The sequence below is a fragment of the Amycolatopsis sp. WQ 127309 genome (genome assembly GCF_023023025.1).
GTDB lineage: Bacteria > Actinomycetota > Actinomycetes > Mycobacteriales > Pseudonocardiaceae > Amycolatopsis.
Window position 1 is genome coordinate 4,930,384 of record NZ_CP095481.1, and the last position, 22,608, is coordinate 4,952,991.

At 71.7% G+C, this 22,608-nt stretch carries 22 protein-coding genes; 12 read left to right on the forward strand and 10 right to left on the reverse strand.

Annotated elements, in window-relative coordinates; genetic code table 11:
* Window position 1: 1 nt before the first annotated feature.
* Both MUY22_RS23260 and ispG read left to right on the forward strand, forming a co-directional pair.
* Entirely contained in the window at window positions 2–1,216 is a 1,215-nt protein-coding gene (locus tag MUY22_RS23260; RefSeq protein WP_247062460.1) for an RIP metalloprotease, read from the forward strand.
* Between the two features lie 118 nt (window positions 1,217–1,334).
* Window positions 1,335–2,486, forward strand: a complete 1,152-nt coding sequence (gene ispG / locus MUY22_RS23265; RefSeq protein WP_247062463.1) for a flavodoxin-dependent (E)-4-hydroxy-3-methylbut-2-enyl-diphosphate synthase — start codon at window positions 1,335–1,337, stop codon at window positions 2,484–2,486.
* A gap of 6 nt (window positions 2,487–2,492) precedes the next feature.
* Here the strand turns inward: ispG and MUY22_RS23270 are convergent, their stop codons facing one another.
* The gene (locus MUY22_RS23270; RefSeq protein ID WP_247062465.1) at window positions 2,493–2,747 is read right to left on the reverse strand and encodes a hypothetical protein; all 255 of its coding nucleotides are present in this window, start codon (window positions 2,745–2,747) and stop codon (window positions 2,493–2,495) included.
* An 83-nt stretch (window positions 2,748–2,830) separates the two neighbouring features.
* Here MUY22_RS23270 and MUY22_RS23275 point away from each other — a divergent pair, with 83 nt between their 5' ends.
* On the forward strand, window positions 2,831–3,637 hold the full coding sequence (locus MUY22_RS23275) for an AraC family transcriptional regulator (RefSeq protein ID WP_247062467.1): 807 nt from the start codon (window positions 2,831–2,833) through the stop codon (window positions 3,635–3,637).
* Complete coding sequence (locus tag MUY22_RS23280; RefSeq protein WP_247062469.1) at window positions 3,634–4,026, forward strand: VOC family protein; 393 nt, start codon at window positions 3,634–3,636, stop codon at window positions 4,024–4,026. Before MUY22_RS23275 ends, MUY22_RS23280 begins: the two co-directional genes overlap by 4 nt.
* A 738-nt stretch (window positions 4,027–4,764) precedes the next feature.
* Here MUY22_RS23280 and MUY22_RS23285 read toward each other — a convergent pair.
* Complete coding sequence (locus MUY22_RS23285) at window positions 4,765–4,971, reverse strand: DUF4177 domain-containing protein (protein WP_247062471.1); 207 nt, start codon at window positions 4,969–4,971, stop codon at window positions 4,765–4,767.
* Between the two features lie 100 nt (window positions 4,972–5,071).
* Between MUY22_RS23285 and MUY22_RS23290 the strand changes: the two genes are divergently transcribed.
* From MUY22_RS23290 to map, 3 genes are all read left to right on the forward strand, one after another.
* Window positions 5,072–5,926 carry a GNAT family N-acetyltransferase gene (locus MUY22_RS23290; protein WP_247062473.1) on the forward strand — a complete coding sequence of 285 codons (855 nt, stop codon included), beginning with the start codon at window positions 5,072–5,074 and terminating at the stop codon, window positions 5,924–5,926.
* A gap of 61 nt (window positions 5,927–5,987) precedes the next feature.
* Window positions 5,988–7,784, forward strand: coding sequence for a penicillin-binding transpeptidase domain-containing protein (locus MUY22_RS23295; protein WP_247062475.1), 1,797 nt, complete (start codon window positions 5,988–5,990; stop codon window positions 7,782–7,784).
* A 23-nt stretch (window positions 7,785–7,807) separates the two neighbouring features.
* Window positions 7,808–8,665 carry a type I methionyl aminopeptidase gene (gene map, locus MUY22_RS23300; protein WP_247062477.1) on the forward strand — a complete coding sequence of 286 codons (858 nt, stop codon included), beginning with the start codon at window positions 7,808–7,810 and terminating at the stop codon, window positions 8,663–8,665.
* A 519-nt stretch (window positions 8,666–9,184) separates the two neighbouring features.
* Here map and MUY22_RS23305 read toward each other — a convergent pair.
* The 5 genes from MUY22_RS23305 to MUY22_RS23325 all read right to left on the reverse strand — a co-directional run bounded on the left by MUY22_RS23305 (window position 9,185) and on the right by MUY22_RS23325 (window position 13,151).
* Window positions 9,185–9,988 (reverse strand): ABC transporter permease, encoded by an 804-nt coding sequence (locus MUY22_RS23305; RefSeq protein ID WP_247062480.1) that lies wholly within the window; start codon window positions 9,986–9,988, stop codon window positions 9,185–9,187.
* The gene (locus MUY22_RS23310) at window positions 9,988–10,944 is read right to left on the reverse strand and encodes an ATP-binding cassette domain-containing protein (RefSeq protein ID WP_247062482.1); all 957 of its coding nucleotides are present in this window, start codon (window positions 10,942–10,944) and stop codon (window positions 9,988–9,990) included. Before MUY22_RS23310 ends, MUY22_RS23305 begins: the two co-directional genes overlap by 1 nt.
* 28 nt (window positions 10,945–10,972) lie before the next feature.
* The gene (locus MUY22_RS23315; RefSeq protein WP_247062484.1) at window positions 10,973–11,815 is read right to left on the reverse strand and encodes a DUF4097 family beta strand repeat-containing protein; all 843 of its coding nucleotides are present in this window, start codon (window positions 11,813–11,815) and stop codon (window positions 10,973–10,975) included.
* Window positions 11,816–11,883: 68 nt separating this feature from the next.
* Complete coding sequence (locus MUY22_RS23320; protein ID WP_247062485.1) at window positions 11,884–12,375, reverse strand: hypothetical protein; 492 nt, start codon at window positions 12,373–12,375, stop codon at window positions 11,884–11,886.
* A gap of 92 nt (window positions 12,376–12,467) precedes the next feature.
* Window positions 12,468–13,151, reverse strand: coding sequence for a FadR/GntR family transcriptional regulator (locus MUY22_RS23325; protein WP_247062486.1), 684 nt, complete (start codon window positions 13,149–13,151; stop codon window positions 12,468–12,470).
* 49 nt (window positions 13,152–13,200) lie between these two features.
* Here MUY22_RS23325 and MUY22_RS23330 point away from each other — a divergent pair, with 49 nt between their 5' ends.
* From MUY22_RS23330 to MUY22_RS23340, 3 genes are all read left to right on the forward strand, one after another.
* Window positions 13,201–14,430 carry an MFS transporter gene (locus MUY22_RS23330; RefSeq protein ID WP_247062487.1) on the forward strand — a complete coding sequence of 410 codons (1,230 nt, stop codon included), beginning with the start codon at window positions 13,201–13,203 and terminating at the stop codon, window positions 14,428–14,430.
* A 52-nt stretch (window positions 14,431–14,482) separates the two neighbouring features.
* Complete coding sequence (locus tag MUY22_RS23335; protein WP_247062488.1) at window positions 14,483–15,391, forward strand: XRE family transcriptional regulator; 909 nt, start codon at window positions 14,483–14,485, stop codon at window positions 15,389–15,391.
* Between the two features lie 83 nt (window positions 15,392–15,474).
* A complete protein-coding gene (locus tag MUY22_RS23340) occupies window positions 15,475–17,298 on the forward strand; it encodes a proprotein convertase P-domain-containing protein (RefSeq protein ID WP_247062489.1) in 1,824 nt (607 codons plus the stop codon).
* A 61-nt stretch (window positions 17,299–17,359) separates the two neighbouring features.
* Here the strand turns inward: MUY22_RS23340 and MUY22_RS23345 are convergent, their stop codons facing one another.
* Both MUY22_RS23345 and MUY22_RS23350 read right to left on the reverse strand, forming a co-directional pair.
* A complete protein-coding gene (locus MUY22_RS23345) occupies window positions 17,360–18,754 on the reverse strand; it encodes a mycothione reductase (RefSeq protein WP_247062490.1) in 1,395 nt (464 codons plus the stop codon).
* A 95-nt stretch (window positions 18,755–18,849) separates the two neighbouring features.
* The gene (locus MUY22_RS23350) at window positions 18,850–19,722 is read right to left on the reverse strand and encodes a M15 family metallopeptidase (RefSeq protein WP_247062491.1); all 873 of its coding nucleotides are present in this window, start codon (window positions 19,720–19,722) and stop codon (window positions 18,850–18,852) included.
* Between the two features lie 168 nt (window positions 19,723–19,890).
* Between MUY22_RS23350 and MUY22_RS23355 the strand changes: the two genes are divergently transcribed.
* Together MUY22_RS23355 and MUY22_RS23360 are read left to right on the forward strand one after the other, a co-directional pair.
* The gene (locus MUY22_RS23355) at window positions 19,891–20,706 is read left to right on the forward strand and encodes a trypsin-like serine protease (protein ID WP_247062492.1); all 816 of its coding nucleotides are present in this window, start codon (window positions 19,891–19,893) and stop codon (window positions 20,704–20,706) included.
* A gap of 17 nt (window positions 20,707–20,723) precedes the next feature.
* Window positions 20,724–21,155, forward strand: a complete 432-nt coding sequence (locus MUY22_RS23360) for a GNAT family N-acetyltransferase (RefSeq protein ID WP_247062494.1) — start codon at window positions 20,724–20,726, stop codon at window positions 21,153–21,155.
* A gap of 194 nt (window positions 21,156–21,349) precedes the next feature.
* Here MUY22_RS23360 and MUY22_RS23365 read toward each other — a convergent pair whose 3' ends face one another.
* Window positions 21,350–22,525, reverse strand: coding sequence for an 8-amino-7-oxononanoate synthase (locus MUY22_RS23365; protein WP_247062497.1), 1,176 nt, complete (start codon window positions 22,523–22,525; stop codon window positions 21,350–21,352).
* Window positions 22,526–22,608: the final 83 nt, after the last annotated feature.

A 22,608-nucleotide genomic window follows, 5' to 3' on the forward strand; every position in this document is an offset into this window, starting at 1 on the left:
GGTGCTCGCCTACATCATCGGTGTGGTGCTCTTCGCGCTGGGGATCTGCATCTCCGTCGCACTGCACGAAGCCGGTCACATGGTCACCGCGAAGGCCTTCGGCATGAAGGTCCGCCGGTACTTCGTGGGCTTCGGGCCCACGGTGTTCTCCTGGCGTCGCGGGGAGACCGAATACGGCCTGAAGTGGATCCCGCTCGGCGGGTTCTGCGACATCGCGGGCATGACGGCGCTCGACGAGGTCACGCCGGACGAGGCGCCGCGCGCGATGTGGCGGTTCAAGACCTGGAAGCGCACCGTCGTGATGTGCGCCGGGTCGATCACGCACTTCATCCTCGGCTTCGTGGTGCTCTACCTGATGGCCGTCACGATGGGGCTGCCGAACCTGACCGCCGCCGACCCGTCGCCGGTGCTGGCCTCGACGTCCTGCGCGCGGTCGGCGACGACCGAGGAGCAGGCCAAGGACACCACCTGCCCGCCGGGTGCGCTGCGCCCGGCGCAGGCGGCCGGGCTGCTGGCCGGCGACAAGATCCTCTCGGTCGGCGGCAAGCCGGTCGCGAGCTGGACGGAGATGCTCGCGGCGGTGCAGGCCACCAGCGGCCCGACCGAGTTCGACGTCGTCCGCAACGGGCAGAACCTGGCGCTCGTGGTCGACGTGCCGAAGGTGCAGCGGTGGAGCAGCGCGGGCGTCCGCGAGGTCGGCATGATCGGCGCGTCGCCGGTGACGCCCGCGATCACCACGCAGTACGGCCCGGTCGCCGCGGTGGGCGCCACGTTCGGCTTCACCGGCACGATGTTCGCCGAGACGGCGCAGCGGCTCGTCCAGTTCCCCGAGCGCATCCCCGCCGTGGTCTCCGCGATCTTCGGCGGTGAACGCGACCCGAACACCCCGGTGAGCGTCGTCGGCGCGAGCCGGATCGGCGGTGAGGCCGTCGAGCAGGGCATCTGGGTGCTGTTCTTCTTCCTGCTGGCCAGCCTCAACTTCTTCATCGGCGTGTTCAACCTGCTGCCGCTGCTCCCGCTGGACGGCGGGCACATCGCGGTGGTCTGGTACGAGCGGATCCGCGACTGGATCCGCGGCCTGCGGGGCAAGGCCGCGGGCGGTCCGGTGGACTACACGAAGCTGTCCGGGCTCACGATGGTCCTGGTCCTCATCGGCGGCGCGGTGACGCTACTCACGGTGACGGCCGACATCGTCAATCCGATTCGCTTGCAGTAACGCCACGCCACGGAGGGGTCGCGGCTCCTCCGTGGCGTGGCACACACGCCGTAATGCTGCTCACCGTGACGGTTGACATGGTGCGGGTGGCCCACTCGGGGTAGGTACGCTGAAGACCGTGACCGTCGCACTCGGTATGCCCGCCCTGCCCCCGCCCGTCCTCTCCGAGCGCCGCAAGACCCGCCAGCTCCAGGTGGGCTCGGTCGGTGTGGGGAGCGACTTCCCGATCTCCGTCCAGTCGATGACGACGACACTCACCTCCGACGTCAACGCGACCCTGCAGCAGATCGCCGAGCTGACCGCCGCGGGCTGCGACATCGTCCGCGTCGCCTGCCCGTCGGCCGACGACGCCGAGGCGCTGCCCGCGATCGCGCGCAAGTCGCAGATCCCGGTGATCGCCGACATCCACTTCCAGCCGAAGTACGTCTTCGCCGCGATCGAGGCCGGCTGCGCCGCGGTGCGCGTGAACCCGGGCAACATCCGGAAGTTCGACGACCAGGTCAAGGAGATCGCGCAGGCCGCGAAGGACCACGGCACGCCGATCCGGATCGGCGTCAACGCCGGCTCGCTCGACAAGCGGATCATGGACAAGTACGGCAAGGCGACGCCGGAAGCGCTGGCCGAGTCGGCGCTGTGGGAGGCGTCGCTGTTCGCCGAGCACGACTTCCACGACATCAAGATCTCGGTCAAGCACAACGACCCGGTCGTCATGGTGCGCGCCTACGAGCTACTCGCCGAGCAGTGCGACTACCCGCTGCACCTCGGCGTCACCGAGGCCGGCCCGGCGTTCCAGGGCACCATCAAGTCGGCCGTCGCGTTCGGCGCGCTGCTGCGGCAGGGGATCGGCGACACGATCCGCGTCTCGTTGTCCGCGCCGCCGGTCGAAGAGGTCAAGGTCGGCATCCAGATCCTGCAGTCGCTGAACCTCAAGCAGCGCAAGCTGGAGATCGTGTCGTGCCCGTCGTGCGGGCGCGCGCAGGTCGACGTCTACACGCTCGCCGAGCAGGTCACGGCCGGGCTCGAGGGCATGGAGATCCCGCTGCGGGTGGCCGTCATGGGCTGCGTCGTCAACGGCCCGGGGGAGGCCCGCGAGGCCGACCTGGGCGTCGCGTCGGGCAACGGCAAGGGCCAGATCTTCGTCAAGGGCGAGGTCATCAAGACCGTGCCGGAGCACGCGATCGTCGAGACACTGATCGAGGAGGCCATGCGCATCGCCGAAGAGGCGGGCGAAGGCCTCGGCGAGGGTGCCCCGGTCGTCACCGCCGGCTGAGGGCTCTCACCCCTGCAAGTGGTGCTGGGCGGCGTCGCGTATTTGCAGGCGGACGTTCTCCAGCGCCGCCGCGACCTCGTCGATCTGCTGGGACGCCAGCTGGATGGAGCCCTGGATCGCAGTCGCGGTCGACGTCTCCCCGAGCAGGCCCATGACCTGGGCCTGCAGGTCTTCGAGGTCGCTCTTCGTCGCGAGCGCGATGCCGGTGGGCACCTGGTCGGCGAGCAGTTCCAGCTGCTGCGCCTGCTCTTGGATCGTCATCGGTGGTTCCTTCCGCGGTGGGGGACGCACCTCCGTGTTAGCAGAAACCGGAACTGTCGGTGGTGACGTTTACGCTGGCGTTCGTGAGCGTGGGCTGGGCCGTCGGCGAGCCGCACCCGGTGGTGCGGCCCCTGGTCACGCGCTACATCGGGTACGCGCAGGACGACGTGACGCTGGCCGTGCACCGCGGCCTGCCGTCCCGGTACGTGACGCTCGTCATCAGCCTGGCCGCGCCCGTCCGGATGGCCGGGCACCGGCTGCAGGCGCTGGCCGGCGGGCTGCACACGAGCGCGGTGCTGATCGAGCAGGACCGCACGCAGGAAGGCGTCCAGCTCGAGCTCGACCCGCTGGGCGTGCGCACCCTGCTCGGCGTGACGGCGGCGGAGCTGAGCGGTGCTGTCGTGGACCTGGCCGAGTTCGGCCTCGGCGATCTCCCGGAGCGGCTGCGGGAGCGGCCGACGTGGCCCGAGCGGTTCGCGCTGCTCGACGACGTCCTGGCGGCGCGAGCGGTGGACCCGCGCCGGCCGCCGCCCGAGCTGGGGGAGGCGTGGCGCCGGATGCGCGGCGCCGACGGCCGGGTGCGCGTCGCGGACCTCGCCGGCGAGGTCGGCTGGAGCCGGCGGCACCTGGGCGAGCGCTTCCGGGCGGAGCTGGGGCTGGCGCCGAAGCAGGCGGCGCGCGTGCTGCGGTTCGAACGGGCCGGGCGGCTGTTGCGTGGTGGCCACTCCGACTTGGCCGCGCTCGCCGTCGAATGCGGCTTCTACGACCAGGCGCACCTGAGCAACGAGTGGCGGGCGCTGGCCGGGTGCACCCCGGGCACGTGGATCGCCGAGGAGCTCCCGTTCCTCCAAGACGGGGAGGTGGCCGCCGGGCAAGACTCACCGGCATGACTCCCGCACCGAACGTCTGGCCGGCCCTGCGTTACGACGACGCCCCGGCCGCGGTCCGTTTCCTCGTCGACGTCCTGGGCTTCACCGAGACGCTGGTGGTCCCCGACGGCGACCTCGTCAGCCACGCCGAGCTGCGCTGGCCCGAGGGCGGCGCCGTGATGCTGGGCAGCGTCCGCCCGCCCGACGGCGTCCACGACGCCATGAAGCCCGGCACCGGCGCGGTCTACGTCGTGTCGGACCACGTGGACGACATCCACGTGAAGGCGAAGGCCGCCGGCGCCGAGATCACCGCCGAGCTGACGGACACGGACTACGGCTCGCACACGTTCAGCCTGCGCGACCCGGAGGGCAACGCCTGGACGTTCGGCACCTACCGCGGCGCCCCCTGACCGACCCGGCGGCGGCGATCGGGCGCGCCTTGACCGACCCGGTGGCGGCGGCTGCCCGGGTCGACGGCGGATGGCCGACCCGGGCGCCCTCGCTTCGGCCGGTCCGCGCTCGCGGCAGGCCATGGGCTGGGTCGAATCCTCGGCTCACACCGGCGAGAGTGGCCGCTGCCGGAAGCGACGGCCTGCCCGGGTGGCTCGCCACCCTCGCCGCCGAGTGTCGGCGCCGGCAATCCACCGGGCGTCCGCGGCGGTCGGCTGAACCCGGCCGCGTTTGTGACGGCGGGCTAGACCTGGCCGCGCTCGTGACGGCCGGCTGAATCCCCTGGCCGCGCCCATGGCGGCCTGACTGAACCCGGCCGCTCCCGCGGCGGCCGGTCGAACCCGGCCCACCGGGTCCGGATCTGCGACGGGGCGATTGGGCGCGGCTGCTTTGGCCGCCCCCGCGGCCGATCGAACCCGGCCTACCGGGCCTGATCCGCGGCACGGCGATCGGGCGCGGCCACCTTGGCCGCGCCCGCACCCCCGCCGCCCTACTGGATGGGGCGTTCGAAGGTGACCAGCAGGCCTTCGACCCGCCCGGGCCGACCCGGCCCGATCTGCGGTGGGGCGATCGTGCGCGGCTGCTTTGGCCGCGCCCACGGCGGCCGCGGCGGCCGATCGAACCCGGCCTACCAGGCCCGGATCCGCAGCACGGCGATCGGGCGCGGCCACCTTGGCCGCGCCCGCACCCCCGCCGCCCTACTGGACGGGGCGTTCGAAGGTGACCAGCAGGCCTTCGACCCCGCCCGGGCCGACCCGGCCCTTGACCTCGGCCGACGTGATGGCCTTGAGCTGCCAGCCGTCCCCGGCGTGGTCGTTGAGCAGCTTCTCGAGCTTGTCCCCGGACATCTTGCCGCCCAGGAGCTTCTCGCGGACCTCGACGACCTTGTACGCGTAGCGCTGCATGTCTTCGATTCTGCCCGGTTCGCCGGACACCGGCTGTTCATCTGAGCGTGTCGAGAGGCTCGCGTTCCGTTTCGGCTGTTCATCTGGCACCCTGGAACCCGTGTTGCGGCTTGCAGGTGCACGGCTGCTCGATGATCGGGACTATCCGGCGGTCCGTGGGGCGCTCGCCGCCGACCCGGTGGGCAGCTGCATGGTCAGTGCCAGGGTGGAGGCCGCGGGCCTCGATCCCTGGCGGCTCGGTGGTGAGCTCTGGGCCGCCGACAACCGCCCGGTGCGCGCCGGGCGGCTCCAAGGGCTGTGCTTCTCCGGTCCCAACCTCATCCCCCTGCGCGGCAACGCGCCCGCGTTGCGCTCCTTCGCCGACCGCGCGCTGCGCCGGCAGCGCACGTGCTCGTCGCTGGTCGGCCCGGCCGAGCAGGTCCTCGGCCTGTGGGACGAGCTGGCCGACGAGTGGGGCCCGGCCCGCGAAGTGCGTGACGACCAGCCGCTGATGGCGCTCGACACGCTGCCGCTCATCAAGGCCGACCCGGGGGTCCGCGCGGTCCGCCCGGACGAGATCGAGCGCTACCTGCCCGCGGCTGTCGCGATGTTCATCGAAGAGGTCGGCGTCGACCCGCGCAGCGGCGACGGCGGCGCCAGCTACCGCGCCCGCGTCACCGAGCTGATCGGCGCCGGGCGCGCGTTCGCCCGGTTCGAGCACGGCGAGGTCGTGTTCAAGGCCGAGATCGGCGCGATGTCGGCGTCCGTCGGCCAGATCCAGGGCGTCTGGGTGCACCCGGAACGCCGGGGTGACGGCCTGGGCACCGCGGGCACGGCCGCCGTGGTGAACCGGCTCGTCCGCGGCCTCGGCCGCACCGCGAGCCTCTACGTCAACGGCTACAACAAACCCGCCCTCGCGGCCTACCGCAAGGTCGGCTTCCAGCAGGTCGGCCAGTACGCGACGGTGCTGTTCTAGCACTCTTCCGTGGCGGCGTTTCGGCCCCGCCGCACCGCCCTGACCAGGGCATCATCCGGCCATGAGTGCACGTCGAAGCGGTGCCGTGCTCGCGGTGCTGCTGCTCGCCGCCTCGACCGCGGCCGGCTGTTCGGGCGACGGCCCCGAGGACGCCCTCTCCGCGTTCCTCGACGCCGTCGCTTCCGGGGACATCGCCGCCGCGGCGGCGGGCACCGACTCGCCGGACGCGGCGAAGACCGTGCTGACGCAGGTCCGCGGGGCCCTCGACCCGGAGTCCCTGGACGTCGAGGACGAAGAGGTGAAGGAGCCGGCGGACGGCGACACCGTCACGGCCGGCTACCAGCTCACCTGGCACCTCCCGCACGGCCGCACCTGGACCTACCGCGCCGACGCCCAGCTGCGCGCGGCCGAGAACGGCTGGCAGGTGCACTGGCAGCCGACGGTCGTGCACCCGCAGCTCGCGGTCGGCCAGACCCTCGGCGTGCTGCCGCAGCTGCCGGAGACCGCGCCGGTCCTCGACCGCGACGGCGTGCCGCTGATGCGCCCGCAGACCGTGATCGGCGTGGTCGTCGACCCGGCGAAGACCGGCGACGCGGGCGCGGTGGCCAAGTCGCTCGCGGCCGCGCTGCACCGCTACGAGCCGTCGGTGACCGGCCGCTCGCTGCTCGACGGGATGGGCAAGACCAAGCCCGGCGCCACGTTCCCGGTGATCACCCTGCGCGCCGGCGACTACCAGCGCGTCAAGCCGGTGATCTACGACCTGCCCGGCGTCCGGTTCGCCAGCCAGGAACGGCTGCTGCCGGTGACGCGCGGGTCCGGGACGCAGGTGCTGCCGGCCATCCGCGCGCTGGTCGAGCAGGACCTGGCCGGGGCGGCGGGCTGGCGGATCGTCACCCAGGACGTCACCGGTGGCGAGGTGTCCGAGCTGCGGGCCGAGCCGCCGAAACCCGGGTCGGCGATCACCAGCACGCTCAGCGCGCGGATCCAGGACGCCGCCGAGAAGGCCCTCGCGCCGGCCGAGTACCCGGCCGCGCTGGTGGCGATCCAGCCGTCGAGCGGGGACATCCTGGCCGTGGCGCAGAACGAGGCGGCCGACGCCGAAGGCTCGCTGGCGCTGTCCGGGCGTTACCCGCCGGGCTCGACGTTCAAGATCATCACCGCCGCGGCCGCGCTGGCGGACGGCGACGTCGAGGCCGGCAGTCCGGTCGACTGCCCCGGCACCACGACGGTCGAGAACCGCGTCGTGCCGAACGAAGGCCGCTTCGACCTGGGCCGGGTCTCGTTGAAGACGGCGTTCGCGAAGTCCTGCAACACCACCTTCGCCCGGCTCGCGGCCGGGCTCCCGGGGTCGGCGCTGACCGACACGGCGAAGTCGTTCGGCATCGGCGCCGACTTCGTCGTCCCGGGCCTGACCACGGTCACCGGCGCGGTCCCGGCCACCGACTCCGCCGTCCAGCGCGCGGAGAACGGCTTCGGCCAGGGGACGGTGGTGACCAGCCCGTTCGGCATGGCCCTGGTCGCGGCGACCGTGCAGGCTGGGAAGGTGCCGACGCCGTCGCTGGTGAAGGGGCGCCCGGCGACCACCCAGAACGTCGGCGACGCGCCGTCGGACGACGTCCTCGACGCGCTGCGCGGGATGATGCGCGAGGTCGTCACGTCGGGGACGGCGACCGGCCTGCGGGACATCCCCGACGTCGCGGGCAAGACCGGCACCGCCCAGTTCGGCGACGGCTCCCGCTCCCACGGCTGGTTCGTCGGCTACCGCGGCGACCTGGCGTTCGCGGTGCTGCTGACCGAGGCGGGGTCCTCCAAACCGGCGGTTCAGGCGGCACACCGGTTCCTGGCGGCGATCGGCTGACGCGGCCGTCGTAAGGTGGAGGCATGTCCGTTCGTGCCCCCCTGGTTCCCGGCGTCCAGACGCCGCGCCGTGACGTCCCCGCTTCCATCGCCCGTCCCGAATACGTGGACAAGCCGGCACCGAAGCGGGACACCGGCAACGGCGTGCGCACGCCCGAGGTGATCGAGGCGATGCGGATCGCGAGCCGGATCGCGGCGCAGGCGCTGGAGGAGGGCGGCAAGGCCGTCAAGCCGGGCGCGACCACCGACGACATCGACAAGGTGGTCCACGAGTACCTGCTCGACCACCACGCCTACCCCTCGACGCTGGGCTACCGCGGCTTCCCGAAGTCGTGCTGCACCTCGCTCAACGAGGTCATCTGCCACGGCATCCCGGACTCGACGGTGCTCGAGGACGGCGACATCTGCAACATCGACGTCACCGCCTTCATCGGCGGCGTGCACGGCGACACGAACGCGACGTTCCTGGCGGGTGACGTCTCCGAGGAGGTCCGCCTGCTGGTGGAGCGCACCCGCGAGGCGACGCTGCGCTCGATCAAGGCCGTCCGCCCGGGTCGCCGCCTGAACGTGATCGGCCGGGTCATCGAGGCCTACGCCAAGCGCTTCGGCTACGGCGTGGTCCGCGACTTCACCGGCCACGGCGTCGGCCCGTCGTTCCACACCGCGCCGACCGTGCTGCACTACGAGGAGCCCACGGTGGAGACGGTGATCGAGGAGGGCATGACCTTCACGATCGAGCCGATGATCACCCTCGGCACCATCGACTACGACATCTGGGCCGACGACTGGACCGTCACCACGAAGGACCGGAAGTGGACGGCCCAGTTCGAGCACACCCTCGTGGTGACGGCCGACGGCGCCGAGATCCTGACCCTGCCCTGACGCGGAAACGGCCTTCCCCGCGAAGCGGGGAAGGCCGTTTGGCTGGCCGACGACATCGTGTCGACTCCGCGATCACGCGTGTCGACCCGTTGATCACGTGTGTCGGCTTCCGGATCACCCGGTCGGCCCGGTGAGACCGGGCCGATCGGGTGAGTTCCTGTGATGGAAGCGTCGGCACGCGTGTTCGGAAGGTCGGCATACGTGATTCGAGCGACGACACGGTGTTCGAGTACACCCTCGTGGTGACCCAGGACCTCGCCGAGATCCTGACCTTGCCTTGCGCTGACGGGAAAGGCCCGTCCTCCGGGTGAGGAAGGTCCGCTCGACCGGTTCCGATGGCATCGTGTCGACTCCGCGATCACGCGTGTCGACCCGTTGATCACGTGTGTCGGCTTCCGGATCACCCGGTCGGCCCGGTGAGACCGGGCCGATCGGGTGAGTTCCTGTGATGGAAGCGCCGGCACGCGTGATCGGAAGGTCGACACGCGTGATTCGAGCGACGACACGGCGCTCGTCCGGTCAGTGGCTCGTGGCCTTCTGGTAGCAGCGCACCGAAAGCGGCACGAAGACCGCCAGCAGCACCACGATCCACAGCACCGACGCCAGCACCGCGTGCTGCATCGGCCAGACGTCGTGCGGGGGCAGGGCCGGGCTCGTGTTGCCGAACAGGTCCCGCGACGCCTGCGTGATCGCCGAGATCGGGTTCCAGTCGGCGATCACCCGCAGCGGGGTGGGCAGCCGGCCGCTGTCGACGAACGTGTTGGCCAGGAACGTCAGCGGGAAGATCGCGATGCTCGAGACGTTGTTGAACACCTCGGGTTTGCGCACGGCCAGCCCGATCGTCCCCATCACCCACGACAGCGCGTAGGCGAAGGCGAGCAGCAGGAGCACGCCGCCCAGCGCCTCGAAGACGCCGGTGTGGATGCGCCAGCCGACCAGCAGCCCGACCAGGCCCATGATGAGCAGGCTCGTCACGTTGAGGATCAGGTCGGCGGTGGTCCGCCCGATCAGCACCGCGGCGGGGGACATCGGCAGCGAGCGGAACCGGTCGATGATGCCCTTCTGCAGGTCGTCGGTCAGGCCGTAGCCGGTGACGATGCTGCCCATGGCCACCGCGAGGGTGAAGATCCCCGGCAGCATGAACTCGCGGTAGGACAGGCCGGGGATGTCGATCACGCTGCCGAACACGTAGCCGAAGAGCAGCACGAACATCACCGGCAGGAACACGATGGACCCGAGCAGGTCCAGCGACCGGACGATCTTGATCGAGTTCCGCTTGGCGACGGTGACGCCGTCGGTCACGGCCAGTTGCACCGCGTTCATCACACGGCCTCCTTCGCGGGTTCGGTCACGTCATGACCGGTGAGGGTGAGGAAAACGTCGTCGAGGGTGGGCCGGCGGAGGCCGACGTCGCGGACGTCGACGCCGTCGGCGGAGAGCAGGGCCAGCGCTTCGGTAAGCGCTTTCGCGCCGTGGGTCACGGGCACGGTGAGCCGGAACCCGTCGGCCTGCGGCTCGCCGCCGCCCAGCCCGGCCAGCGTCGCCCGCGCGCGGGCGACGTCGTCGTGGGTGCCGACGGTCAGCTCGATCCGCTCGCCGCCGACGAGGTCCTTGAGCTCGTCGGAGGTGCCGCGGGCGATCACGCGGCCGTGGTCGACGACGGCGATGCTGTCGGCGAGCCGGTCGGCCTCCTCGAGGTACTGCGTGGTGAGCAGCAGCGTTGTGCCGCCCGAGACCAGCTCGGTGATGACGTCCCACAGGTCCGTGCGGGCCCGCGGGTCGAGCCCGGTCGTGGGCTCGTCGAGGAACAGCACCGGCGGGTTGGCCACGAGCGCGCCGGCCAGATCGAGCCGGCGCCGCATGCCGCCCGAGTAGCCCTTCACCGGCCGGTCGGCGGCGGCTTCGAGGTCGAACCGGGCCAGCAGCTCCCGGCCGCGGGCCTTGGCCCGCTTGGTGCCGAGGTGGTAGAGCCGCCCGACCATCTCGAGGTTCTCCGCCCCGGTCAGCTCCAGGTCGACGGCGGCGTACTGCCCGGACGCGCCGATGTGCGACCGCAGCGCGTGCGCGTCCCGCACGACGTCGAACCCGGCGACGGTCGCGTGGCCGGCGTCCGGCTTCTGCAGCGTCGTGAGGATCTGGACGGTCGTGGTCTTCCCGGCGCCGTTCGGCCCCAGCACCCCGAGCACGGTGCCTTCCGGCACCCGCAGCGACATGCCGTCGAGCGCGGTCACACCGCCGTACTTCTTGACGAGTCCTTCGGCCACGATGGCGTCTGGCATCGGATTCCCCTTCTGTGTCAGCGAAAGTTCAGGCGCGCCGGATGACGATGTCGCCGGTGTAGCTGCGGGCCTTGATCTGGACCGTCTCGGCGGTCCCGCTGGGCCCGTCGGACGCGGCGAGCGAGTTGCGCACGGCCCCGGTCAGGGAGCTGAGCTCGAGCCACGCGGCGCTGCCCTCGCGGATGCCGACCTCGATCTCGCCGACCGCGGTGTCGAGCACGACGGCGTCGCGGATGACCTCGCCGATCCGGACGTCACCGGCGGCCGTCTTCGCGTGCACCCCGGCGTGGGCGAGGTCGACGAGGATGTCGCCGTTGGCGGTGGAGACCCGCAGGTCGCCGGTGACCTCGCCGACGCGGGTCTCGCCGTTGGAGTTCTTCAGCTCGGCCGTGCCGTCGATCTCGCGGATCCGCAGCTCGCCGGTGCCGGTGCCGAGCTCGGCGTGCCCGGTGGCGCGGCCGACGAAGATGTCGCCGGTCGCCGTGTTCGCCTCGATCCGGGAGGCCTCGTCGACGTGGATGTTGCCCACGGACGTCTTGACGCGGCTGTCGCCGACGCGGCCGGACACGTGGTAGTCGCCCATGGCGGAGACCGCCCGGACCCGGGAGCCGGCCGGCAGTTCGACCGTGACGTGCAGCGCGCCGCCCTTGCCGAACAGCTTGGTGGTGTACTTCGGGCCTTTGACCAGCAGCACGCCGTCGGTGAACTCGACGCGGGTGCGGCCGGCGGCCTTGATGTCGTCGTTGTCTGACGGGTCGGCCGGCTCGACCTCGACGGTGGTTTCGGTGCGCTCGCCGGCGACGATCCGGACGTCGGCGACGCTGACGTCGATCGTGGCGGTGATCGGTTCGGGGGTGGCGAAAACAGGCATGGCTGTGCCCTCCTGGGCGGTTCGGGTGGCGTCTCCGCAGGTCGGAGCCGTGAAAGAAAGAAGAAGGGTTACTGAACCCAGCCGGTGTACTTGTCGCCGTAGACCGACCGCTGCCGGGGCTGGGCGCTCCCGGAACCGAGCGCGGCGTTCGCGGCCCGGACCAGCCAGGCGTTGGTGGAGAGCCGGTCCCGGTTCGCCGCCTCCTCGACGCGCTGCTTGAGCTGCTTGGGCAGGCGCAGGTTGATCCGGGAGACGGTGCCGTCGTCCGGCTCGGACGGTGGCGGCGGCGGGGTCTGCTGGGGCGCCGGCTCGGGTGCGGTGGGCAGCGAGACGGCGAATTCGGCGTCCCGGCGGCGAAGGCGGACTTCGACCGAGCCGGGTGCGAGGTCGCGGGTGATCTCGTCGGCCGCGGCCGACAGGGCGTCGAGCAGGGTCAGCCGGATCGCCGACTCGAGCGGCGCGGTGAGCCGCTCGGCGAGGGCGACGGCTTCTTCGCCCGCCGACTCGGCGGCGACCGCGAGCTCCCGCCGGAGTTCGTCTACGAAGGGCGTCAGGTCCATGGCACAACTATGGCGCCATCGTGGCACCACGACAACCCTGAATTGGCACCCTTAGGGGTCAAAAGTGGTGCCAGAGTGAGCAAAAGACCAGCTCAGGACGCTTCGATGCGCTCCAGCAGCTCGTCCAGGAAGCCGCAGACCTCGGCGGCGGCCCGGTCCGCGTCGCGCTCGGCGATGGCGTCCGCGAGGCCTTCGTGGCCGATCTCGGGCATGTGCCCGGCGCCTGGCGTGATGGTGGACGTCGCCGCGACACTCGCCGTGATGACCTCGGTCAGCCCGCGGTACAGCTCGGTGAGCAGCCGGTTGTGGCCGCTGCGGACGACCGCGCAGTGGAACTCGGCGTCGGTGCGCACGAAGTCCGGCCAGCGACCTTCGGCCAGCTCGACCTCGCGGCGAGCCAGCAGTGCGCGCAGCTCGGCGACGTCCTCGTCGGTCCGCTCGGCCGCGGCGAGCCGGGCGCCTTCGACCTCGAGGGTGCGCCGGACCTGCAGCACCTCGCGCAGCTCGTCGCCGCAGAGCCGGCGGATCGCGCCGGAGACCTCGCTGGTCGCGCGCACGTAGGTGCCGTCGCCCTGGCGGACCTCGAAGATGCCGGTGTGCGCGAGGGCGCGCACGGCCTCGCGGATGGTGTTGCGGCCGACGCCGAGCTGGTCGCCCAGCTCGACCTCGGTGGGGATGCGCTCGCCGATCGGCCATTCGCCCTGCGTGACGGCGGTCCGCAGCTGCTCGATGACCTGGTCGACCAAGCCTGTCCGCCGGGTGGTGGCCAGAGGCACAGGAATTATCCCTTCATCCAATCATCCTACGTATGCGATAGTAGCTCGTATGCCCGTCGAATCCCGTGAAGCAGCACTCGAACCCGAGCTGGACGGCACGATCGAGACGCGCACGCCCGGCGTAGTCGCCGGCGGCGCGCTGCTCGCGGTCGCCGTGGTGCTGACTGCGCTCAACCTGCGCCCGGCCATCACCGGGGTCGGCCCGATGCTCGCCGAAATGCGCGCCGGCCTGGGCGCGTCCGTGCTCTGGGCGGGCGTGCTGACGACGGTGCCGACGCTCTGCTTCGCCGGTGCCGGGCTCGCCGCGCCGCTGCTGGCCCGCCGCGCCGGGATCGGCGCCGCCATCGCGGTCGCGCTGACCGCGATCGCCGCCGGGCTCGTGCTGCGCGTGCTCGACGGCCCGTACGTCGTGCTCGGCGGGACGCTCGTCGCGACCGCCGGGATCGCCCTGATCAACGTGCTCATCCCGGTCGTCATCAAGGGCTCCTTCCCGGCTCGGATCGGCCTGATGACCGGCGTCTACACCGCCGCTCTGCAGGGCGGCGGCGCGCTCGGGTCGGCCGTGACCCCGCAGCTGGGCGACGCCTTCGGCGGCTGGCGCCCGGCGCTGGGCAGCTGGGCGGTGGTGGCCGTCGTCGCGCTCGCCGCGTGGATTCTCGCAGCCCGCGGCACCGGCCGGGCACCGCGTCACGCCGACGCCGCCGAGGGCGGCCGCTCGCTGCTGCGCAACCGGCTGGCCTGGATCGTCACGGCCTTCTTCGGCCTGCAGGCCTTCTACGCCTACGCGGCGATGGGCTGGTTCCCGCAGGTGCTGATGGACGCCGGTGTCTCGCGCGACCACGCGGGCCTGCTGTTCGGCCTGGTTTCGCTGATCGCCGTGCCGATCAGCCTGGTCGTGGCGCCGATGGCGGCCCGGCAGCGCGGCCAGGGCGCGTGGATCGTGACGTTCGGCGTGTTCGGCCTGGCCGGGACGGCCGGGCTGATGCTCGCCCCGGCGTGGTCGCCGCTGCTGTGGAGCGTGCTGATCGGCCTCGGGATGAGCGTCTTCTCGCTGGCCCTGACGGTGATCGCGTTGCGCGCGAAGACCGGCGGCGACACCGCCCGGCTGTCCGGGATGGCCCAGGGCTTCGGCTACCTGTTCGCCGCGCTCGGCCCGTTCCTCTTCGGCTTGCTGCACGACCTCGCGGGTGGCTGGACCGTTCCGCTGGCGATGCTGCTGGGCCTGCTCGTGGTGCAGATGGGGTTCGGCGCTCTCGCGGGACGCCACCGGTTCGTCTGATTCTTAACAGTTAATGCCTGTTCGCGGCCGTTCGGCGGCTTAAGATCGTTCGATGGCGGTTCCGTCGCCGGCCCTCGGGACGTTGCTGCGCACCGGCCCGTTCGACGCGGCCCTGCGCGCGGCGATCCGCGCCCGCGGCCTGAGCCTCGATCGCCTGCGCGAACACCTGCACGCCCGCGGCGTCTCGGTCACGACGGCGACGTTGAGCTACTGGCAGTCCGGCCGCAGCCGCCCGCAGCGGCGGGACTCGGTGCGCGGGGTGCGGCAGCTCGAAGTCGTCCTCGACGTGCCGCCGGGCTCGCTCGTCGCGTTGCTCGGCTCGCCGCGGTCACGCCGCTCCGCGGCCGCCGAGATGGGCCGGTTCTGGCCGGACGGCGGGCGCATCGACGCCGCGGTGTCCGATGTGGACACCCGGTGGGACGAGCGGCTGACCCGGATCAGCCAGCACGACGTCGTGACGGTCGGCCCGGATCGCGAGGAGCTGGAGTTCCATTCGCGGCAGGTGCTGCGGGCCGAGGCGGACGGCCCGGACCGCTGGGTGGTCATCCTGCACCTCGACGAGCACGACCGGCCGCTGCCGGAGGTGCGTTCCCTGCGCGGCTGCCAGGCCGGGCGCAGCGTGCACAAGCCGGAGGACGGCCTGCTCGTCGTCGAACTGCTCTTCGGCCGGCCGCTCGTCCGCGGCGAAACGGTGATCACCGAGCACACGCTCGTGAATCGCGCGCCGCATCCACTCGCGACCAACTACGAACGCAAGTTCCGGCTGCCGGTCCGCGAATACGTGCTCGAAATCCGCTTCGACCCGGTGGCGGTGCCCGCGGTGTGCCGGCGGATCGTGGAACACGACGGCCGGCCGGCCGAATACGCCGACGTCGTCCCGGAATCCGGTGCGGTGCACGGCGTCGCGCTCGGTTTCGGGCCCGGCCGTTACGGTTTCGATTGGGAATGGGACGCCAGTTAACTGTTAAGGCCCTGCGGATCTTCAATTCGGTGTTCTCCGGGATCTACCGTCGGCGAACCGAATCCCGATCCGAGGAGAACCTCATGCGCAGACTGGTTTCCGTCGCGGGTGTCGCCGCGCTCGCCGCATTGGGACTGGGCTTCCAGCCCGCTCAAGCCGCGCCACCGGCACCGCCGGCCCATCCGCAGGCCGAGGTCGACGGCGTCGCGGCCGCGTTCGGGCTGTCCGCGGACCAGGCCCGGACCCGCCTCGCCGCCCAGGACGACGCCCACCGCTTGGCCGCGGCGCTGCCGACCGCGGTCCGGCAGCAGTCGGCGGGAGAGTGGTTCGACGCGGCCGCCGGGAAGCTGACCGTCGCCGTCACCACGCCGGCCGCCGCGGACCAGGTCCGCGCCACCGGGGCCGCGGTGCGGGTCGTGGCCCGCGGCCAGGCCGAGCTGGACCGCACCGACGCGGCCGTCCGCGCGCTGGTCGGCCAGGGCGTACCCGGCGTCTACGGCTGGGGCGTCGACGTCCGGAACAACGAGGTCGGCGTCTCCGTCGACCGCACGAAGAAGACGGCCGCGACGGAGAGTTTCCTTTCCAGCGTCAGGGAAATCGGCGTCCGGATCACCGAGACGACGACGTCGCCGAAGCAGCAGTCGGGCACGATCCAGACCGGCAACCCGTGGTGGCCGGGCAGCGAATCGAACTGCTCGGTCGGCTTCCCGGTCACGGATTCCAGTGGTGCCAAGCACTTCCTGACCGCCGGGCACTGCACGAACGACAGCAACCAGGCCGCCTACGGCGCGTCCGGCCAGCAGAACAAGGTCGGCACGTCGAACGTCGGCGGCACGCACAGCGTCAACGGCCAGGAAGGCGACATGGGCCTCGTCGCGGTGACGGAGGCGGGATGGAACCTCTCGGCGTCGGTCAACACCTGGGGCCAGCCGGCGGTGACGCTCTCCGGCGCGGCCGAGGCCATGGTCGGCGACAGCGTCTGCCACTCCGGCAACACTTCGCACTGGCAGTGCGGCGAAGTGAAGTACACGCACAAGTCCGCCGACTACGGCAACGGCCTCATCATCGGCGACCTGACCTGGACGACGGCGTGTTCGCTCGGCGGCGACTCCGGCGGCGGCTGGCTGCTCGGCAGCAAGGCTGCCGGCCTGCACGACGGCGGCCCGTCGCAGTGCGTGCAGAACCCGAGCGACGGCGACATGTCGCTGTTCCAGCCAGTGATCGAGGCGCTGAACAAGTGGCAGCTCTCGCTGGTCGCCGGCGGCGGCACCGGCGACACGACGGCGCCGAGCGCGCCGGGCAACCCGCGGTCCACCGGCACGACGGCGAGCAGCGTTTCGCTCGCCTGGGACGCGTCGACGGACAACACCGGCGTCACCGGCTACGACGTCTACAACGGCTCCACGCTCGCCACGAGCGTCGCGGGCACCAGCGCCACGGTCTCCGGGCTCAACCCGGACACGGCGTACTCGTTCACGGTCAAGGCGAAGGACGCCGCCGGGAACGCGTCCGCGGCGAGCGCGGCCGTCAGCGCGCGGACGCAAGCGGGTGGCGGCGGCTCCCGCACGCTGACCAACGACACGGACTACGCGATCCGTGACTACCAGCAGGTGCTCAGCCCGATCAGCTCGACGCTGACCGGCAGCGCGGCCGCCTCGATCGGCGTCTCGCTGACCATCCGACACACGTGCGCCGAAGACCTCGGCATCACGCTGCTGGACCCGAAGGGCAAGGCGTACGCGCTCAAGTACAGCGGCGGCAGCACCTGCACGCCGTGGAGCGGCGCCCGGACGTTCACCATCCCGGCGACGGCGTCGTCCCCGGCCGCCGGCAAGTGGCAGCTGCGCGTGACCGACTACGGCCCCGGCGACACCGGCACCCTCGACACCTGGTCGATCACCCTCTGAAGTCCGTGAAGGCCTCCTTACCGGCTCTTACGGCCGGTAAGGAGGCCTTCACGGCTTTTCGTCAGTCCAGGGGCAGGTTGAGCAGGGCGTTCTCGATCAGCTCCGGCATGGCCGGGTGGATCCAGTACTGCCCGCGCGCCATCGCGTGCGCGTCCAGGCCGAAGCTCATCGCCTGGATCAGCGGCTGGATGACGCTCGACGCCTGCGGCCCGATGATGTGCGCGCCGAGCAGCTGCCCGGTGGCGGGGTCGGCGAGCAGCTTCGCGAAGCCGGTGGTGTCCTCCATGGCCCAGCCGTAGGCGATCCCGGCGTAGTCCTGCTTCGAGACCACGTAGGACACGCCCTGCTCGCGCGCCTTCTGCTCGGTGAGCCCGACCGACGCGATCTGCGGGTGGGTGAACACGGCGTGCGGCACGAACCGGTGGTCGGCCTCGATCCGCTCGTCCGGGTGCAGCAGGTTGTGCTGCACCACGCGGGCTTCGTGGTTCGCGACGTGCTTCAGCTCGTGCGGCGAGGAGAGGTCGCCGAGCGCGTAGATGCCCTCGACGGCGGTCTCCTGGTAGTCGTCGACCACGACGTGCCCACTGTCCACTGTGGTCACGCCGGTGGCGGCGACGTCGAGCAGGTCGGAGTTCGGCTTGCGGCCGGTCGCGACGAGCAGCAGGTCCGCCTCGACGGTCTCGGCGCCCTGCGGCCCTTCGAGGTCCAGCGCGACGCCGTCGGCCGTCTTGCGCGCCCGCACGGTCTTGCGCTCCAGCCGGACGTCGAAGCGTTCCGACGCCAGCTCGGTGAAGCGGGCGCTGACGTCCTCGTCCTCCGAGCGCAGCAGCCGCGCGGACCGGTTGACCAGCGTGACCCGCACGCCGAACGACGCGAAGACGTGCGCGAACTCGGCCGCGATGTACCCGCCGCCGAGGATGACGATGCGCTCGGGCAGCTCGTCGAGCCGCATCACCGTGTCGGAGGTGTAGTAGCCGGTGTCCTCGATGCCGGGGATGTCCGGGATCACCGGACGGCCACCCGCGGCGAGCACGAACCGGTCGGCGGTCAGCACCTCGTCCGGGCGCCCGTCGGGGAACGTGACGCGCAGTTCCTTGGTGCCGGTGAAGCGCCCGGTGCCCTCGTAGACGTCGACGTTCTTGTTGTCCTCGTGGCTGCGGCGGTACTCCGCGCCGCCCGCGGCGATCGGGTCGATGCGGCCGAAGACGCGGTCGCGGATGTCGCGCCAGCGCACGCCCTTGAGCTCTTCGTCGACGCCGTACTTCGCACTCTCGGCGGGCGTGTGGGCGACGTCGGCGGCGTAGACGAACATCTTCGTCGGGATGCAGCCGACGTTCAGGCAGGTCCCGCCGAAGGTGCCCTTCTCCACGATGGCCGTCTTCTTGCCGGCGAAACCGGGGCCGAGGATCGAGTTCCCCGATCCCGTCCCGACGATCACCAGGTCGTAGTGGGGCACTTCATCCTCCGCGGGCTCGTTCCGAACGGTTCACCCTAGCCAACCTGCCGCGTGGAGCAGGTGTTCCCGCGTGTGCTTAACGTCGTATTACGTGATCAGTGACCGTTGGCGGTGAAGTGCATCCGGTCCTTCGGGCTGGTCCACGCCCCGCCCCAGCTCCAGCCGATCGCCGAGAACGCGCGGACGGTGGCGTCGCCGGCCAGGACCATGCCGGGGCGTTTCCGCGAGCGGTCGACGTAGGCCGAGGCCAGCTCGGGCAGCACCAGGTCGCCCTGGGTGTAGGGGTTGCAGAACGGGTTGACGTCCACCGCCAGCCCGTAGGCGTGCGCCGACCAGGTCGTCTGGCCGCGTGCCGGGCGGCAGACGAACGCGCTGGTCGAGTTGCCGTCGCCGGTGGGCGCCAGGGTCAGCTCGGCCGGGCTGGTCACGCGCATTTCCTCCAGGGGGAAGTGCGCGGCGAAGAGCTTCCCGAACGCCTTCGTGATCCCGGCGGCGCCGGACGCGTTCACCAGCATCTCGCCGGTGTGCGCGCGGCCGTCGAACCCCCAGAACGCCATCGTGAGGTAGCGCAGGTCGGTGGCCTTGACCGGGCAGGCGGCCTGCCAGGTGCTGCGCGCGAGGACGGCGGCGGGCACGACGCTGATCGTCGAGGCGTAGGCGTTCCCGGCCGGTGGGGGAAGAACGTCTTTTGTCGGAAGTGCCCGATTCACCAGTTCGGGTGGCGTCGGTTCGATCTCGCCGAAGCCGTCGGAACGCAGGGGGAGCGGGTGGGCACCCACCTGCCAGGTGACAACGGGCGCGCTCGACGTCTTCGGCGGCGCCGGTTTCACCGGGGAGGGGGGTTTGGACACGGCCGTCGTGACCGGCGCCGCGGCGACCGGCTGGGGCGCCGAGGGGACCTCCGACGTGCAGGCGGCCAGCGTGACGGCCATGACCGCCCCGAGCGCCGCCGTCGCTGTCCGTCGCATTCCGCAAGCTTGACATAAACGTTCGGTGAGCGCGGAGTCCACCCGTTTCAGTGACACCGCTTCGGGCTCACTCCGATTAGGGTATTCAGGGCCACCTGTTCACGCTGTGGAGTCGCGTGAGTGCCGTGCGCAGTGCCTTTGCCTGGTGTTCGAAGAGGGGAACGACCCATGTCCGTGAAGTCCCGCCGATCCCTGCTGCTCGTGAGCGGCGCGCTCCTCGCGGTCGCGGCGGTCGCCGTCCCGGTCGTGGTGAACACGGCTTCGGCGGACCCGGCGTCCGCCAACCAGCCCCGGATCGTCGGTGGCAACAAAGCTTCGCTCGACGACCACCCGTACGCGGTGTACCTCGCCGACCCGGGCGGGAACCAGTACTGCGGCGCGGTGATCGTCAGCTCCACGGCGGTTGCGACGGCGGCGCACTGCGCGAAAGCCGTGGCGAAGCAGGACGTCCGCGTGGTGGCCGGGCGCGAGGACAAGCGCACCGGTGACGGCCAGGTGCTGAGCGTGTCGAAGATCTGGATCAGCAAGGGGTACAACGACCCGACGCAGGGCAACGACATCGCGGTGCTGACCGTGCGCGGCCAGCTCGGCTACCGGCCGGCGAAGCTGCCGGACAGCGGCGACTCGGCGTCGTACCGCGAGGGCACGCAGGCGACGGTGCTCGGCTGGGGCCGCGTCGCCGACGGCGGCGATCGGTCCGATTACCTGCGCAGCGCCCAGGTCCCGGTGATCGGCGACAAGGACTGCAACTCCGACTACGACGTCTACGACCCGAAGACCATGGTGTGCGCGGGTTACGCCGACGGCGGCGTCGACGCGTGCCAGGGCGACTCCGGCGGCCCGCTGGTCGTCGGCGACACCCTGATCGGTTTGGTGTCCTTCGGCGACGGCTGCGGCAAGGCCGGCAAGCCGGGCGTCTACACGCGGGTTTCGGCGTACGTCAACGACATCCAGCAACAGGCCAACCCGCGCCTGCTCGGCTGAGCGTGGTAAGCAGGGGCATGCCGACCCTGCACGACGCGACCGGCCCGGAGCTGACCGCCGCCCAGCTGCACGACATCCTGCGCCTGCGGGTGGACGTCTTCGTGGTGGAGCAGAAGGCCGCGTACCCGGAACTGGACGGCCGCGACCTGCTGCCGGACACCCGCCACCTCTGGTTCTCGGACGACAGCGGGGTTATGTCCTACCTGCGAGTCCTGCTGGACCCAGGCGGCATCCGCCGCATCGGCCGGGTGGTCACGGCCGCCCAGGCCCGGGGGCAGGGCCTGGCAGCCCGCCTGATGGACGCGGCCCTCACGATCCCCGCCGAGTACGTCCTGGACGCCCAGACGTACGTCCAGGGTTTCTACGCGCGCTACGGCTTCGTCGCAGAAGGCCCCGAGTACACGGACGACGACGGAATCCCCCACATCCGCATGCGCCGCCCCGCCTAACGGCGACTCCCGCCCCGAATCACGCGAGTCCCGTCCCCAGACACGCGAGTGTCGTCTCCAGACACGCGAGTCGACCCTTCAATCACGCGTGATGCCTCTCCAATCACGCGAGATACCCGCCGAAGCACGCGAACCGACCCTCCAGGTACGCGAACCGACCGTCTGGGTACGCGAACCGACCGTTCCGGTACGGCTCAGTCGGTCGCACCGCGCGGCGCGGTCGCCGTGATCACCTTCACGGCACGGTCCACATCGGACTCCGTGAGGTCGGCGCGCACCGTCAGCCGCAGCCGCGAGATGCCGTCCGGCACCGACGGCGGCCGGAAGCACCCGACGCGGATGCCCTGCTCGGCGCACGCCGCGGCCCACGCGACGGCCGTCTCCGCGGACGGCGCCTGCACCGAGATCACGGCGGCGTCCGGCACGCTCGCCTTCAGCCCCGCCGCCTTCAGCTGCATCGCGAGGTTCCCGGCGTTCTCCTGGACCTTCTCCGCCAGCCCGGGCTCATCTTTCAGCGCGTGCAACGCGGCGAGCGCGGCGGCGGCGCTGGCCGGCGCGAGCGCGGTGTCGAAGATGAAACTGCGCGCGGTGTCGATGAGGTGCTTGATCACGCGACGCGGCCCGAGCACGGCACCGCCCTGCGCGCCGAGGGCCTTCGAAAGCGTCAACGTCGTGACGACGTCGGGGGCGCCCGCGAGCCCGGCGGCGTGGACCGCGCCGCGGCCGCCTTCACCCAGGACGCCGAAGCCGTGCGCGTCGTCGACCAGCAGGCCGGCGCTGTGTTCGCGGCAGATCCCGGCCAGCTCGTCGAGCGGGGCGAGGTCGCCGTCCACCGAGAACACCGAGTCGGTCACCACCAGGGCCCGCGGCTTGCGCCGGGTCGCCAGCGCGTTCTTGATCGCGGACGGCGTCGCGTGCGCGACGGCGGCGATGTCCGCCCGCGACAGCCGGCAGCCTTCGATGAGCGACGCGTGGATGTACTTGTCGGTGACGATCGCGGCTTCGCTGCCGGACAACGCCGTCACCGCGCCGAGGTTGGCCGTGAAGCCCGACGAGAACACGAGCGCGGCCTGCACGCCGCAGAACCGGGCGAGCTCCATCTCCAGCTCGGTGTGCAGTTCGGTCGAGCCGGTCACCAGCCGTGAGCCGGTCGAGCCCGCGCCCCACCGCAGCGCGGCGGCCGCGGCGGCTCCGGCGACGCGCTTGTCGTGGGCCAGCCCGAGGTAGTCGTTGCCGGCGAGATCCAGCTCGTCGGTCTTGGCGGGGCGTGGCCGCAACTGCCGCACCAGACCCGCGCCCGCACGCTTTTCCGCCTCGACGTCGAGCCAGTCGAAAACCTGGTCGGGCGGAAGCGTCGGCGGCGTAGTCACGTCCCGCAGTCTCCCACCCGGGCCTCGCGCGGCCGTGAAGCGGGCCTGGAAACGCCGGAAGCCCCGGACCGGCGAGTGCCGGC

Bases quoted from the DNA above. Each gene is read 5' to 3' on its own strand.
- MUY22_RS23270 (WP_247062465.1), bottom strand. From the start codon at position 2,747: ATGACGATCCAAGAGCAGGCGCAGCAGCTGGAACTGCTCGCCGACCAG.
- MUY22_RS23280 (WP_247062469.1), top strand. From the start codon at position 3,634: ATGACTCCCGCACCGAACGTCTGGCCGGCCCTGCGTTACGACGACGCC.
- MUY22_RS23285 (WP_247062471.1), bottom strand. From the start codon at position 4,971: ATGCAGCGCTACGCGTACAAGGTCGTCGAGGTCCGCGAGAAGCTCCTG.
- MUY22_RS23295 (WP_247062475.1), top strand. From the start codon at position 5,988: ATGAGTGCACGTCGAAGCGGTGCCGTGCTCGCGGTGCTGCTGCTCGCC.
- map (WP_247062477.1), top strand. From the start codon at position 7,808: ATGTCCGTTCGTGCCCCCCTGGTTCCCGGCGTCCAGACGCCGCGCCGT.
- MUY22_RS23305 (WP_247062480.1), bottom strand. From the start codon at position 9,988: ATGAACGCGGTGCAACTGGCCGTGACCGACGGCGTCACCGTCGCCAAG.
- MUY22_RS23310 (WP_247062482.1), bottom strand. From the start codon at position 10,944: ATGCCAGACGCCATCGTGGCCGAAGGACTCGTCAAGAAGTACGGCGGT.
- MUY22_RS23315 (WP_247062484.1), bottom strand. From the start codon at position 11,815: ATGCCTGTTTTCGCCACCCCCGAACCGATCACCGCCACGATCGACGTC.
- MUY22_RS23320 (WP_247062485.1), bottom strand. From the start codon at position 12,375: ATGGACCTGACGCCCTTCGTAGACGAACTCCGGCGGGAGCTCGCGGTC.
- MUY22_RS23330 (WP_247062487.1), top strand. From the start codon at position 13,201: ATGCCCGTCGAATCCCGTGAAGCAGCACTCGAACCCGAGCTGGACGGC.
- MUY22_RS23335 (WP_247062488.1), top strand. From the start codon at position 14,483: ATGGCGGTTCCGTCGCCGGCCCTCGGGACGTTGCTGCGCACCGGCCCG.
- MUY22_RS23340 (WP_247062489.1), top strand. From the start codon at position 15,475: ATGCGCAGACTGGTTTCCGTCGCGGGTGTCGCCGCGCTCGCCGCATTG.
- MUY22_RS23350 (WP_247062491.1), bottom strand. From the start codon at position 19,722: ATGCGACGGACAGCGACGGCGGCGCTCGGGGCGGTCATGGCCGTCACG.
- MUY22_RS23355 (WP_247062492.1), top strand. From the start codon at position 19,891: ATGTCCGTGAAGTCCCGCCGATCCCTGCTGCTCGTGAGCGGCGCGCTC.
- MUY22_RS23360 (WP_247062494.1), top strand. From the start codon at position 20,724: ATGCCGACCCTGCACGACGCGACCGGCCCGGAGCTGACCGCCGCCCAG.